The organism is Psychromonas ingrahamii 37 (assembly GCF_000015285.1).
Lineage (GTDB): Bacteria > Pseudomonadota > Gammaproteobacteria > Enterobacterales > Psychromonadaceae > Psychromonas > Psychromonas ingrahamii.
Genome location: NC_008709.1, coordinates 3,898,385 through 3,913,462 on the forward strand (window position 1 = coordinate 3,898,385; position 15,078 = coordinate 3,913,462).

A 15,078-nucleotide genomic window follows, 5' to 3' on the forward strand; every position below is an offset into this window, starting at 1 on the left:
TTTGGATCCTAAGTTATTTACTTACTTCACCAGCCGGGCTTATTCGAAAATGATTGCACAATATTTAGCAAACGTCGGTCACAGCAGCACAATTCCAAACCAATGTAACGATCAAGAAGCTGAAGCAAGTAAAAGGCCTGATAAAGATAAAAGCATAGTCAGTAGAGGTTTAATTAACGAATCAGTAGTCAGACAAATTACAATTAACCAATTTATAGACAAAGGACAATATTATGACAGATAAAAAATACATTGTTGCATTGGACCAAGGTACCACCAGTTCTCGCGCTGTTATTCTTGACCACGATGCAAATATCGTCAGTGTTTCTCAACGTGAATTCAAACAAATCTATCCACAGGCCGGTTGGGTTGAGCATGATCCGATGGAACTTTATGCAACACAAAGTGCGGTATTAACTGAAATATTAGCGAAAGAAAGCATTCGCAGTGATCAAATAGCTGCCATCGGTATTACTAATCAGCGTGAAACAACCATTGTCTGGAATAGAGAGACAGGCATACCTGTCTATAATGCGATTGTGTGGCAGTGCCGTCGTACGGCTTCTATCTGTGATGCACTAAAAGAACAGCCTGGTTTAGAAGACTATATCCGTGAAAACACCGGTCTGGTGCTTGACCCCTACTTCTCCGGTACCAAAATTAAATGGATATTAGATAATGTTGAAGGCGCCCGCGAAGATGCTGAAGCAGGTAAGTTAATGTTTGGTACCGTTGATACCTGGTTAGTTTGGAAAATGACCCAGAGGCACGTACACGTCACTGACTATACCAATGCTTCGCGCACTATGCTGTTTAATATTAATACCTTAAAATGGGATGAAAAACTCCTGAAAATATTAGGTATTCCGCTCTCTATGATGGCTGAGGTAAAGAGCTCATCGGAAGTTTACGGTCAGACCAACATTGGTGGCGTTGGCGGTACACGTATTCCTATTGCGGGTATTGCCGGTGATCAACAGGCGGCGTTATATGGTCATATGTGTGTCGAGAAAGGTCAGGCTAAAAATACCTATGGCACGGGCTGCTTCTTATTAATGAATACCGGTAAAGAGAAAGTAACCTCGAGCAACGGTCTGTTAACAACCTTGGCCTGCGGCCCGAAAGGCGAAGCCTCATATGCATTGGAAGGTGCGGTGTTTATGGGTGGCGCTTCTATTCAGTGGCTGCGGGACGAAATGAAATTACTCGCCGATGCCAAAGATTCTGAATACTTTGCAACTAAAGTTGATTCTTCAAACGGTGTTTACGTGGTGCCGGCATTTACAGGCTTAGGCGCGCCTTATTGGGACCCCTATGCACGAGGCACTATCGTCGGTTTAACACGCGGCGTAAATTCAAACCATATTATTCGCGCAACATTAGAAAGTATTGCCTACCAAACGCGTGATGTGCTCGATGCAATGCAGGCCGATTCTGGTATTAAGCTGTCTGCGTTGCGTGTTGATGGTGGCGCCGTAGCGAATAACTTTTTAATGCAGTTCCAGTCCGATGTATTAGATACTACGGTTCAGCGCCCCGCTGTCTCCGAAGTAACAGCACTGGGAGCCGCTTATCTCGCCGGTCTTGCTGTCGGTTACTGGGAGAGCTTGGAAGAGCTTGCAGGTAAAGCCGTCATTGAACAGACATTCGAACCTCATGCGGATCCGGTTAAACGCAAGCAACGTTACCGTGGTTGGAAACGCGCAGTAAAATGCACGCAGGCATGGGCCGAAATGCATGACGAAGATTTTGAATAACTGCATTAGACTTTATATCAGTAGAAAATATCACTAACTAATATAGCCAGTATTAACCTCAAAAAGAGTGTCTTAGGACACTCTTTTTTGTATCTTCAATCTGCCTCAAAATCACTATCAGCAAGTCGATAGCCCGCCATATTGATGGCATTAAGATTTAATCAGATTGCCCATAATATCGAGTGTTCATCTGTAAAAGCAGGCTTTAATCTCCTCTTTGTTTCAATTCAAAACAAATAAGTATTTTATCACTCAGCAACATTGTTATGTCATTAAACTGACAGAATTAAGTACACAGAACCAGAAGCGGTGTTTATTCAAGCAAATGACAGAAAATCATCACCCTCCTGCAGAAAAATGGAGATGTCAGTATCTATGACTGTGTTTAGCACTTTAAAGTAAGTCCTCAGACTATTGGTTAAGATTTAAATGAACTGGCCAATACAAATAAAATACCCGCCATCATGGTTGCACAACTACCCCACTCCCTTTGGCAGAGTGTGTTTACCTCTTCTACCTGATGCCTAAAGTTATTCCATCCTCGACCAACTTGATTAACTCACTAATATGTACATAATCTTTAAATAAAAAAATTGGCTAAATTATCGAATTTAATTGCCTGATTTATGCAATACATTGGCGATGGAACAGCGCACCCTACCTATAACATAATCCATTAATTAATTTGTTATGTCGATTCAATCTCTTGAACAGAGTATTTATACCAAACGCATTAATAAAGTTAATCAGATTTACTATTCAAATTCATTCTGACAGCTTGGTGAGCGTAAATTTTGCCTTAAAAGCAAGTAATCATAATTAATGCTCTTGGTATTATATGATCGGTAGGGTGCATTCTATGCACCGCAAGCAGCCACAATCGGTGCTGAAGCGCACCCTACGAGCTGAACTGTCGTTCAATCCACTCCCCGACATCACATGCTTATACCAAACGTATTAATAAAATAATCATAAACTTAATTCTTTTAGTATAACTCGCGGGTGAGCATATAAAATTCGGCCCTAATGCGAGAGTAAATTTAGAGAATATCTACAATTTATCTGCTGTTCACCAGTCAAGCAGCCCAGGGAATAGCTGCATTATTAAATCAACAGCCAATCCCTTGGAAAATAAATTCAAATGGACATTCAGCCTGAAAGTCCATTTGAATTTAAAAATAACAGCTTAAAAATAAAAAACCGGCACAAAGGCCGGTTTAGTTATGATCATATCTTAGTTAATTAACCAGCGATCAGATCTTTGTAAGCGATCGTTTTACCTTGTGGTTTTTCATTAGGTAACTTAGCTTTAGGTGCACCAGGCTGGCTTAACCAATACTGAGGATCTTTCTCAGGATTAAGTTTAGGACCACATTCACCTTGAGCGTTAGCACGTTCTAAACGCTCCATCACTTTATCTTGAGCTGCGGCTAAACCATCCATAGCTTGTTGTGCTGTTTTTTCACCACTAGCGGCTTCAGAAACATACTGCCACCATAATTGCGCAAGCTTAGGATAATCAGGCACATTTGTACCCGTTGGAGTCCATTGCTCACGTGCATCACTGCGGTAAAATTCAACTAGGCCACCTAGCTTAGGTGCCAAGTCGGTCATTTCCTGTGAATTCAGATCGGATTCACGAATAGGTGTTAAGCCAACAATTGTCTTTTTCAGAGAAACTGATTTAGACACGACAAATTGCGCATATAACCACGCAGCCTTACGACGGTCAACTGGTGTAGATTTTAAGAAAGTCCACGCGCCTGTATCCTGATAACCTACCTTCATACCCTCTTCCCAGTAGGGTCCGAGTGGTGATGGAGCCATACGCCATTTTGGCGTACCATCTTCATTTACTACGGGTCCAGGTTTAGTCATATCAGCAGTAAAGGCAGTATACCAGAATATTTGCTGCGCAATTGCTCCTTGAGCGGGTACCGGTCCTGCTTCACCAAAGGTCATGCCAGGTGCTTCAGGTGGGGCATACTTGTCAAGCCATTCTACGTATTTAGCTGTTGCATACACAGCAGCAGGTCCATTAGTTGCGCCGCCACGTGACACACTTGAACCAACAGGATTACAACCTTCTACACGAATTCCCCATTCATCAACGGGTAAACCATTAGGAAGACCTTTGTCGCCTGCCCCTGCCATGGATAACCACGAATCCGTAAAACGCCATCCTAAAGAAGGATCTTTTTTACCGTAATCCATGTGTCCATAAACACGTTCACCGTCAATTTCTTTCACTTTTACAGTAAAGAATTCTGCAATATCTTCATAGGCTGACCAGTTTACCGGCACCCCTAATTCATAACCGTATTCGGCTTTGAATCTCTTTTTAAGATCTTCATCTGCAAACCAATCTGCACGGAACCAATATAAGTTTGCAAATTGTTGATCAGGTAGTTGATAGACTTTTCCATCTGGGCCAGTCGTAAAATCCAAACCAATAAAATCTTGTAGATCTAAGTCTGGGTTGGTAACCGCTTTACCTTCACCAGCAATAAAATCACTGATTGGCACAACTTTACCGTAACGGAAATGGGTACCGATTAAGTCCGAGTCATTGACATACGCATCATAAATATTGATCCCTGATTGCATTTGAGTTTGTAATTTTTCAACCACATCACCCTCTTGAATCAAATCATGATTTACTTTAATGCCAGTGATCTCAAAAAAGGCTTTGGCTAAGGTTTTAGACTCGTATTCGTGAGTTGTAAGCGTCTCTGAAGCAACATTGATTTCCATACCACGATAAGGCTTTGCCGCTTCAGTGAACCAGCTCATTTCATTCATTTGCTGCTTTTCAGTGAGCGTTGATGGGGTAAATTCACTGCCAACCCAGTTTTGGGCAGCATCACTAAACTTATCTGCCATTACCATACTGCTACATCCAGCGATCAACAAAGCAACGCTTAAACGACCAAGCTTAAATACTGATTTTTTGTTGTCTAACATTATGTTCTTCCTTTTATTATTAAAAGTGCATAGTTTTTACTGTAGGCACCCAATAGTGCCAGCACACATCCTTAAGTCAGGACCTCGATACTCTCTCTGTCATTTCACCCCCATTTCATTACAATAAACAGCCAAATTATGGCTACAATTAACGGAACCGATAACGGCAACATTGTTAATCCTATGAACCCTAAATGAATAAATGCAGCACTCAATAAGCTGATAAAAATTCTATCACCCCGGGTAGTTATAATCGGTAAAAAGCCTTTAGTTGGCACGGTAGGACTTAATATTTCCCAACAAACCATGGTTAATATAATAGAGCCAATACCCACAAAAAACAGCGCCGAAGGCGTAGTCCAAGCCATCCATTCCATATTTTTCTCCTATACACGGCCAAGAGCAAAGCCCTTCGCCACGTGATTTCTAACAAACCAAATAACCACTACGCCAGGTAGAATAGTCAGTACACCCGCCGCTGCTAAGACTCCCCAGTCAATACCCGATGCACTGACCGTACGGGTCATTACCGCTGCAATAGGTTTAGCGTCAACTGATGTCAATGTTCTTGCTAACAATAATTCCACCCAACTGAACATAAAGATAAAGAAGGCTGTTACACCGATTCCGGAGCGAATTAAGGGAAGAAATATCTTCACAAAAAACTTAGGAAAAGTGTAACCGTCGATATAGGCAGTTTCGTCAATCTCACGCGGCACACCGGACATAAAACCTTCCAGAATCCAGACCGCTAAGGGCACATTAAACAAACAGTGCGCGAGGGCGACACCGATGTGAGTATCAAACAATCCCACCGATGAATATAGCTGGAAAAACGGCAGCAAAAATACCGCAGGTGGTGACATTCTGTTGGTCAATAACCAGAAAAACAGATGCTTGTCGCCCATAAAGTTATAACGTGAAAAGGCATAGGCCGCAGGTAATGCCACCGTTAACGTAATAATCATATTCAGTGCTACATAATAGATAGAGTTAAGGTAACCCGTATACCATGTAGGATCGGTAAAGATAGTCATGTAGTTGTCAAAGGTGAAAGTATCAGGCCAAAAACTTAAGCCACCTAATATCTCTGAATTATCCTTAAACGACATCATTAACAGCCAGTAGATAGGCAATAGCAAGAATATAATATATACGCTAAGCCCCAGTGTTTTCTTCTTATTCATAAGTACATCCTTTGCGTTAATTATTTACTATCGCCATGGGTCATTGCGGTATAGAACAGCCAGCTGACTAATAGAATGATCAAGAAATAAATGATCGAGAATGCACCGGCAGGTCCAATATCAAATTGCCCAACCGCCATCTTAGTTAATGCCTGACTTAAGAAAGTAGTTGAGTTACCCGGTCCGCCACCTGTTAATACGAAGGGTTCGGTATAAATCATAAAACTGTCCATAAAACGCAGCAGTATCCCAATCAGCAAAACACTTTTCAGTTTAGGTAATTGAATGTATCTAAATACCGCCCAGTTTGAGGCACGGTCAATGCTTGCAGCCTGGTAATAGGCATCAGGAATAGCACGCAAACCTGAATAACATAATAAAGCTATCAGCGATGTCCAGTGCCAGACATCCATCAGAAGTACTGTAAACCAGGCATCCATTGGATTTGCGGCATAGTTATAATCCATGCCTAACGCATTAAGCCCCCAGCCAAACAATCCGATATCGGCACGCCCGAAGATTTGCCAAATTGTTCCCACTACATTAAGTGGCACTAAGAGCGGCAGTGCTAATACCAGCAAGGTCACAACTGACCATTTACCAGCTTTGGGCATCATCAATGCGACCGCTATCCCTAATGGAACTTCAATCAGCAAAACGCTTCCCGAGAACACAAACTGGCGGACTAATGAGTCCTGAAGACGCGAATCATTCAGTATTTCGCGGTACCATTCGACACCGACAAAATAACGGGTAGCCCCAAAAATATCTTGAATGGAATAATTTACAACTGTCATTAAAGGCACAATGGCACTGAACGCCACCAATATAAATACTGGTAGAACTAAGAACCATGCTTTGTTGGATTTAGTTTTCTTCATTATGATCATCCTTGGCGACAAGAAATTCGTCGATATAAAGCATTAACCACTGCTCAGGGAAACTGATAAAAGCGTGTTCTTTAGGGACTTTCTGATCCTCCTGCAGACGGGCTTTAATCAAATGCTCACCCAATCTCAGGCTGACAATTTTGTAGGTACCCAAGTCTTCAACAAACTCGACTTCAGCCCGGTAAGCACTATCATCGGCATCATCCCACACATGTACAAATTCAGGTCGAATACCCACCTTCAGGTTATTTGAATCGATCATCTGCAGAGCCTGTTTCTCTAAATCGTTGAGTGGAAATATTTTGTCACCCAAACATACACCCTGCTCACAGCGTTTTACTTCCAAAAAGTTCATTCCTGGGCTGCCAATAAAATAACCGACAAAAGTATGATTAGGCTGCTCGAACAGTTCGCGCGGTGTACCGAACTGTACCACCTGGCCTTGGTACATCAGGGCGATTTTGTCTGCAAAAGTAGAGGCTTCAAGCTGATCATGAGTCACATAGACCATAGTGGTCTTAAACTTCTGGTGAATCTGTTTCAACTTACGGCGCAGTTTCCATTTTAACTGCGGGTCGATAACCGTCAGCGGCTCATCAAACAAAATAGCCGATACATCATCACGTACCAAACCGCGCCCCATGGACACTTTCTGTTTTTCATCGGCGGTAAGATTGGCGGCTTTTTTCTTCAGTACATCGGTCAGCTCAAGTATTTCGGCAATCTCGCTTACTTTGGATTGAATTTTGGCATCGCCCGCGCCCATATTACGTAACGGGAAGGCCAAGTTATCAAACACCGACATAGTGTCGTAGACCACCGGGAACTGGAATACTTGAGCAATGTTTCGGTCTTGCGGTAGAATGTCATTAACTTTCACACCATTAAATAACACTTCACCATCGGAAGGTTTCAATAAACCGGAAATGATATTAAGCAGGGTAGATTTACCACAGCCAGACGGCCCTAATAGCGCAAAAGCACCTCCGTCATGCCACACATGATCCATCTCTCGGATTGCGTATTCTGGTTTTTCCGCATTTCTATTGTAACTATGCGCTAATGATTTTAAGTGAATTTCAGCCATGATAATTATCCTCAACTCTGCGGCTACATGCCTGGATTAAGTGGCCATCCTCATGAAATACATTGAGTTTATGGGTGGGTACATAAATTTTAATTTTTTCATCTACGGTATAGTTATGCACACCGGATAAATGCAGGACCATTTCAAAATGCGGATTACGCACGTGTAAAAAGGTCTCTGAACCACTTATTTCAGCAACTTCGACCTGAACTGAAAGTTCCAGATCATCGTCATTTTTAGGTAATAAACTCAAGTGGCTGGGGCGGATTCCAAATTGATAGTCGCCTTCCTGCAGAGCCTGAAGCTCGCTGGTTCGCGGAAAATGGACGGTGTTATCAAAGGTGACTTCGGTTTTAGTGATACGTCCGGAAATCATGTTAATCGGCGGCTCATTAAACAGCGTCGCGGCAACTACATTACAAGGCTTATGATAGGTTTCGGCGGTTGGACCGCTCTGAACAATCTGCCCTTCATGCAATATTGTAGTCGTGCCTCCTAGCGCCAGTGCTTCATTAGCCTCGGTGGTTGCATACACAGCAATAGTGTTGCGCCGAGCAAATAATTCGCGCATCTCTTCACGCAACTCTTCGCGCAGTTTATAATCCAAGTTAACGAGGGGCTCGTCAAATAAAATAATATCGGCATCTTTTACCAATGCACGCGCCATCGCGGTGCGTTGCTGCTGTCCTCCCGACAATTCTAGAGGCATGCGCGAAAGAAACTGAGTAATTTGCAGCATATCGGAAATTTCTATCACTTTCTGTTTGATGACAGCTTCCGATTCTTTAGCTAAACGCAGCGGAGAGGCGATATTGTCAAACACTGTCATGCTTGGGTAGTTGATGAATTGCTGATAAACCATTGATACGTTACGTTTGCGCACTGGCACACCACTTACATCAATTCCATTCATCAGCACTCGGCCTGAAGTCGGCTTATCCAATCCGGCCATTAAACGCATTAAGCTCGTTTTTCCAGATAAGGTGCGGCCAAGCAGTACATTAAAAGAGCCAGCTTCAAAAGTCAGGTTGGCATTATTAATATAATACTGGCCATCTACTATCTGGGTTACATTTTCCAATGTCAGGGACATAGGCGATAATCTCCATTTTGATTAACAGTGAGACAAAAATTTATGTTCTGTGCAATTTTGCCAATTCTCACACTACAATGCTAAATTCATGCCAACTTTCACGGTAAAATGTAACTTACTGATAATTAATAATAATAATATTTATTTGTTTTTTTGAAAATAAATAAACCTGATTAATGAGCAATTTTGTTAAGATAATGTGAACAGATTGTAATTAAACGTGAACAGGTTATAAGTAAATGTGAACAACTTGTAAAGAAAGAAATATATTTATCTTCTGTTTATGCACAGCTTGGAAATTGAATAGACCACTTATAGCAAAAAAATTATGATCTGAATTGAAAAGTGGGCGCCCCCATTTAAATCAATAGTTGAAGGATTTAAGTCTGCTTTAAAATAATTGTTTCTGTTGGTATTAATCAATCGTAATAATTAATTTTTTGAGGTTAGGAACCTATTAAGAGGGGTTATCTTTTTTAATCTTTTTCTGTAATGCGCTTATTTTCTTCTCGTAAACTACTTTTTCATTTTGAATAAAAAATAAGCGGATCGATGTGATCTAATTCACCAATCAAATAAAAAAAACATAAAATATTTATAATTAAGTGATCTGCCTTGCAAATATTACAATCAAATACCCGCCAGCTGAATTTGTACTGATTGCGTGATCAATGTAAACGTATTGATGCGCGTTTGTAATCATAATAGGCTCTTTTTCGAACATCAAGACACAAAGCTTACAATGATTTAACAGCAACAATGAAGAATAGGGGAGCAATAAAATGCCCACAAAACCAGTACATCATAGGACACATGAGACGATGATAGTGCAGTCTTGGCAACGCTGTCGAGAGTCCGGACTGAACCATAATTCAACGCCAAATATTGACCGCCTAGCTGGTGGCTCGCTGTCTTCATTGCTTGATGAACATCATAGCCTTCTGACAACAACTCATAATGAAGTACTGCCCTATTATGAAAACTTACTGCTTAACAGTAAGAGCCAGGTAATGCTCGCTGACCATCAGGGTTACGTGCTTCAAAATTGGGGCGATCAGCGCTTTAAGCGCGATAATCAAGAGATATTCACGCCCGGTAGTGGTTGGCAGGAATCCACATTAGGAACAAATGCAATTGGTACTGCGCTGAAAACCGGCAACATAGTGCAGATTGAGCGGGATGAACATTTTTTAATTTCCAACCGTTTTATGACCGGATCAGCCGCCCCTATTTTTGGTATAGACCGCGAGATGCTTGGGGTAATCGATATATCAACTGATACTTACCTGCCTGAATCACATACCTTAGGGCTAGTAAAAATAATGTCGCAAGCAGTAGAGAATCAACTGATTACCTCCCACTTTAAGGGCGAATATTTTATACTGCGCTTTAATACCAGCATCGAGAATATTGATAGTCAGTGGTCAGGCTTAATCGTATTTGATGAAAATGGTTTGGTTATTTCAGCGAATCACCGGGCAGAAATAATGCTCGGCTGTGATTTAAAACTCGTGAATATCTCTCAGCTATTTATGATTAACGTCAGTCAGTTAGTCAACCAACCCGAAGGTTTTCAGGTGCCCTTAGTGACCACGCAACAATTCAGAGTACATGGGATAGTGCATAAGCCCGTACAGGCAAAACCCCGAGCATTGGATTTTAGAGCCGAGATTAAGCCCGAGAAATCAGCCAGGCATGTATCAGATCAACACAGGTTTCAGTTAGATGAACTTAACCTTGGTGATCCCGTGATGGAGAAAGCTGTCGCTCAAAGCAAACGTATTATTGACAAAAATATTCCTATTTTAATCTCCGGGGAAACGGGTGTCGGCAAAGAAGTATTTGTTAAAGCGATGCATTATTCAAGCCTGCGCAGCAAACAGAATTTGATTACCGTAAACTGTGCCGCTATTCCACAGGAGTTAGTTGAATCGGAACTTTTTGGTTATGAAAAAGGCGCCTTTACCGGCTCAAGCAGTAAAGGTTATATAGGACTAATCCGCAAAGCCGATAAAGGGACATTATTTTTAGATGAGATTGGTGATATGCCACTCAATGTTCAGGCGCGTTTATTACGGGTATTGCAGGAGCGCAGGGTGAACCCTCTGGGCAGCACCGAGTCTTATCCCGTCGATTTCAAGCTTGTTTCCGCGACCAACTGCAATCTTAAAGAGTCCGTCGCAGCAGGTACCTTCCGTCAGGATTTATATTACCGGGTAAGTGGTTTAAATATAGAATTACCCGCACTCCGCCATCGCCGCGACCGCCAGAAATTGATCCAGTTTCTCCTGAAATATTACGCAGAAAATAAACAGCATACCGAGATCACAGAGCGTGCCATGGATAGCTTTAACCGGCACCCCTGGCCGGGTAACATTCGTCAATTGGTCAGTGTTATTCAAATTGCGCAGGCAATGTCAGATAATGAACCGATTGACTTTGAGCATCTCCCCGATGATTTTTTTACTGATATGGAAGCAAGTGAAAATCACGGTGAGACTTTAATTGTCGGACAGGAAAACAAACCATTAACAGCTGCAACGGATTCGAACACCAACAACATAATAGCTTTATATCAGTCGCTTAATTGTAATATATCAAAAACTGCAGCACAGTTATCCGTGAGCAGAAATACCGTCTATAAACGCCTGCGTGAGAGTGGTTTTAAATAATGTAAAATCAAATCATCATGACCTTAAACTGCCAGCAAGTTGCTTTACCCCAACTTAGCTCCCTTATTTACGCAACACCACTATCGTTTAATCAATCGCTGGAAAAAACTTCCATACGGCTCTGTGCAGCCAGTAAGGCCCATTGCAGTGTTTTTTTCTGCAATGACTTCTAATTACTACAGTAGAGACTGTACTGTGATAAGTAAAAAACATCATTGGCAGGTAAAGCTGTCATTGAACATTTATTCGAACCTTATGCGGATCCAATTAAAGGTTAGCAGCATTAATCTGGTTGGAAACATGCAGTAAAAAGTGTCCACAGAAATTGGCTGAAATGCCAGATCAAGATATTGAATAGCTGTGCAGGACAGCTTAGTAGAAAACATCACTAATACTTATATCGAGAGCATTAACCTATAAAAGAGTGTCAGAAGGCACTCTTTTATGTCTCCAATCTGTCTTAAAATAGACACCATCAGCGAGGCAAAGCCGGCCATATTAAAGGCCAAAACTAAAGGTTTATACCAAAAGCATTAAGTTTATGATCACTTGAGTCATTCTTTTGCTATCAGGCATACGAAATTCAATAGAATCGCTTATAATATTGAGTGTTCGACTATAAAAGCATGCTTTTATAACCTATTTTTTTCAATTCGAAACTAATAACCATTCTATCACTCAGCAACCTTGTTATTTCATTGCTATTCATCACCGTCACGGTAAAATTATTTCATTAAACTTATTTCATTAAAATGAGGGAATTAAGTTCACAGTACCAGGAGCAGAGTTTCGTGAAGCAAACTACAAGACATCAGAAAATCATCGATCTCGTCTATAAAAATGGATATGTCAGTACCGAGGACTTTGTTGAGCACTTTAAAGTAAGTCCTCAGACTATTCGCCGAGATTTAAATGAACTGGCCGATGCAAATAAAATACGCCGCCATCATGGTGGCGCAACGACCCCGCTGAGCTCTATCAATACCGCTTATAATACCCGTAAAGCCATGCAGCTAACCGAAAAAGACAGCATTGCAGAAGCCTTAGTAAAATATATTCCTAACGGTGCGACACTGTTTATCGATATTGGTACGACGCCGGAATCCATTGCGCGAGAATTAGCAAAAACGCACAAAAATTTACAGATTGTGACCAATAATATCAATGCAGCCTTTATATTGATGGGCAATGAGGATTTTAAAGTTATCCTGGCCGGCGGTGAAGTGCGTAATAAAGACGGCGGTATCGTCGGTGAGGCGACGCTGGATTTCATTAAACAGTTCCGTTTAGATTTTGGTATTTTGGGTATCAGCGGGATTGATTATGATGGTTCGTTATTAGATTTTGATTATCATGAAGTGCGGGTTAAAAAAGCCATTATAGAAAATAGCCGCAGTGTCTATCTCGCGGTTGACCATACAAAATTCGGGCGTAATGCGATGGTTAAATTGGGTAATATAGCGGAAATAGATATGCTGATAACAAATAGGCCGCCACCCAAAGAAATCACTACATTATTAAAAGCGCACAAGATTCCATTTGAAGTGGTTCCAAAGGAGCGCTAAAGTAGTAAGCACTTATCATTTTGATAAGTGCTTACTATTAATTAACGGTAAGACTCACTTTTTTTGTGCTTGTAAAAAGTTAACCGCACGATCCGGGTAATCACTAAATACCCCGTCAACGTCTGCTTTATTATAGAAAATATCTAAGAATTCTTCAAAATCCTGCGCATACTCTGGAATTTGTCCTTCATCCAGCCTAAAGGTATAAGGGTGAACCTGCATACCGGCCTGATGTGCTTCCTTAACAAGAGAGGTGAATATTAACTTCCCTTTTTTCGACTCGGGTGCAACCACCATAGGATACCAGGGGCCCACACCATCGGCATATTTAGCTATTTCTTTCATTGCACCCGGCTTAAACATCCAGTCATAGTCATAAGCAATAGCTTTACCATCGACATACACCATGGTTTCATCCCAGCTTGTTTCGGCTATTAACTGCACTAACTTGATATCCATAGACAATTTTGGAAGCAGATCATATTTAATACGCTTTAACTCCTCGGCATCAAAAGACTGAAAGTAGACCAAATCAGTTTTACTGGTATAACCGTATTTTTTAAGCACTTTTAATACCGCTACGCTTATGTCTTTGCCCTCGTGTCGATGAAACCACGGCGCTTTAATTTCAGGATAGATACCGATATTTTTACCTGTACTTTTGTTTAAACCTTGAATCATTTCTATTTCATCTTCTAAAGTATGCACCTTAAAGTCAGATTTCCAAATTGGAAAACGCTGTGCGTAAACAGCCGTTTGCTCTCCATCTTTAATATTAAATGCTTCGGTCATTTTAAGACCTTTGATTTCTGCCAAAGTAAAATCAATAGCGTAATATCTGCCGTCTTTACGTTGGCGATCAGGGTATATATCTGCGACGTTAGTAACACGATCCAGATAATGATCGTGCAGTACGACTAAGAAATCATCACTGCTCATCACTACATCCTGTTCAATGTAGTCAGCGTCCATGGCATAAGCCATCGATTTAGCCTCCATACTGTGCTCAGGAAGATAACCGCTGGCACCGCGATGGGCGACAACTATTTTTTCAACCTGAGCAAAACTTGCTGCTGATGAAATCATCAGTAAACTCATCAGTGTTTTTTTCTTATTTGATAATTTTTTGAACATAGTTTCATTATTCCTTATGATTAAATATACAAGCTTGCTCAGACACTGCTCCCTAACTTTCTATAGGCCATTTTAACTGGCCACTATTAAACTTCTATTAATTGAGTCGGGTAAAAATATTGAATCCGGGTACTGATTAAATAAGATGAATCTTTCGCGGCTTATACAGCTGCCGAAACCCGTTCTTCAGCTTCACTATCAAGTTTGCACTGTGCGTATACCTTATTTTCACCGAACATAAGTGGTTCCTTAATCGAATTAGTGAGTGTGTTTTGAGCGAGTGAACCCCAAAAAACCTGAATACTTGATGAGCCGAACATTCTTTCGGATAGGGTCACTATTTTAATACTATGGTCTGCAAACTCGCAAATTGTCAAATGAGGATCCTGCTGAGCCTGACTGACTTGATACCCGCATCCGGTATCAATAAATAATTACTGACCTTTTAAAAAGGATTTACTTAAGGAGGTGTGACCCGAGACAATAAAATCAACGCCTGCAAAAGAGCGCTTGTAGTCATTTTTAATACAGTCTCTCCCACAGCAGTTCTTTATAATCCTCACCGGTTATCTCTTTTTTCTTAACAGGCCATTGATTAAAAGGATATTGAGCATGAGTCACACCAACCTCTCCGGCGAGAGTTGCAACCGTCAAAGTCAAATATAGTTTCTTTCGACAATGCGCTTTGCTCATATCCTTTGCTCCTCATTTAATGCCTCCCACCAAACA

12 protein-coding genes are annotated in these 15,078 nt (G+C 41.2%); 4 read left to right on the forward strand and 8 right to left on the reverse strand.

From position 1 onward, the window contains the following. The first annotated feature begins 1 nt into the window (after position 1). Positions 2–244: a hypothetical protein gene (locus tag PING_RS21505; protein WP_011771409.1), complete on the forward strand. Its 243-nt coding sequence runs from the start codon at positions 2–4 to the stop codon at positions 242–244. Continuing rightward, the gene (gene glpK / locus PING_RS16310; RefSeq protein WP_011771410.1) at positions 234–1,757 is read left to right on the forward strand and encodes a glycerol kinase GlpK; all 1,524 of its coding nucleotides are present in this window, start codon (positions 234–236) and stop codon (positions 1,755–1,757) included. Before PING_RS21505 ends, glpK begins: the two co-directional genes overlap by 11 nt. 1,242 nt (positions 1,758–2,999) lie before the next feature. Here the strand turns inward: glpK and PING_RS16315 are convergent. From PING_RS16315 to PING_RS16340, 6 genes are all read right to left on the reverse strand, one after another. Continuing rightward, positions 3,000–4,721 carry an ABC transporter substrate-binding protein gene (locus PING_RS16315; protein ID WP_011771411.1) on the reverse strand — a complete coding sequence of 574 codons (1,722 nt, stop codon included), beginning with the start codon at positions 4,719–4,721 and terminating at the stop codon, positions 3,000–3,002. 104 nt (positions 4,722–4,825) lie between these two features. Next, complete coding sequence (locus tag PING_RS16320) at positions 4,826–5,098, reverse strand: DUF2160 domain-containing protein (RefSeq protein WP_011771412.1); 273 nt, start codon at positions 5,096–5,098, stop codon at positions 4,826–4,828. Positions 5,099–5,107: 9 nt separating this feature from the next. Further along, positions 5,108–5,908 (reverse strand): carbohydrate ABC transporter permease, encoded by an 801-nt coding sequence (locus PING_RS16325; protein WP_011771413.1) that lies wholly within the window; start codon positions 5,906–5,908, stop codon positions 5,108–5,110. Between the two features lie 20 nt (positions 5,909–5,928). Continuing rightward, positions 5,929–6,789, reverse strand: a complete 861-nt coding sequence (locus tag PING_RS16330; protein ID WP_011771414.1) for a carbohydrate ABC transporter permease — start codon at positions 6,787–6,789, stop codon at positions 5,929–5,931. Continuing rightward, a complete protein-coding gene (locus PING_RS16335) occupies positions 6,776–7,885 on the reverse strand; it encodes an ABC transporter ATP-binding protein (protein ID WP_011771415.1) in 1,110 nt (369 codons plus the stop codon). The genes PING_RS16330 and PING_RS16335 overlap by 14 nt, the downstream gene beginning before the upstream one ends. Then, positions 7,878–8,978 carry an ABC transporter ATP-binding protein gene (locus PING_RS16340; RefSeq protein ID WP_011771416.1) on the reverse strand — a complete coding sequence of 367 codons (1,101 nt, stop codon included), beginning with the start codon at positions 8,976–8,978 and terminating at the stop codon, positions 7,878–7,880. Before PING_RS16340 ends, PING_RS16335 begins: the two co-directional genes overlap by 8 nt. A gap of 782 nt (positions 8,979–9,760) precedes the next feature. Between PING_RS16340 and PING_RS16345 the strand changes: the two genes are divergently transcribed. Continuing rightward, the gene (locus PING_RS16345; RefSeq protein ID WP_011771417.1) at positions 9,761–11,650 is read left to right on the forward strand and encodes a sigma-54-dependent Fis family transcriptional regulator; all 1,890 of its coding nucleotides are present in this window, start codon (positions 9,761–9,763) and stop codon (positions 11,648–11,650) included. Between the two features lie 791 nt (positions 11,651–12,441). After that, positions 12,442–13,215, forward strand: coding sequence for a DeoR/GlpR family transcriptional regulator (locus tag PING_RS16350; RefSeq protein ID WP_041766633.1), 774 nt, complete (start codon positions 12,442–12,444; stop codon positions 13,213–13,215). A gap of 54 nt (positions 13,216–13,269) precedes the next feature. On the opposite strand, the gene glpQ is transcribed toward PING_RS16350, so the two are convergent. Both glpQ and PING_RS20750 read right to left on the reverse strand, forming a co-directional pair. Further along, complete coding sequence (gene glpQ, locus PING_RS16355; RefSeq protein ID WP_011771419.1) at positions 13,270–14,349, reverse strand: glycerophosphodiester phosphodiesterase; 1,080 nt, start codon at positions 14,347–14,349, stop codon at positions 13,270–13,272. Positions 14,350–14,871: 522 nt separating this feature from the next. Next, positions 14,872–15,042 (reverse strand): metallophosphoesterase family protein, encoded by a 171-nt coding sequence (locus PING_RS20750; protein ID WP_157035389.1) that lies wholly within the window; start codon positions 15,040–15,042, stop codon positions 14,872–14,874. Between the last annotated feature and the right edge of the window lie 36 nt (positions 15,043–15,078).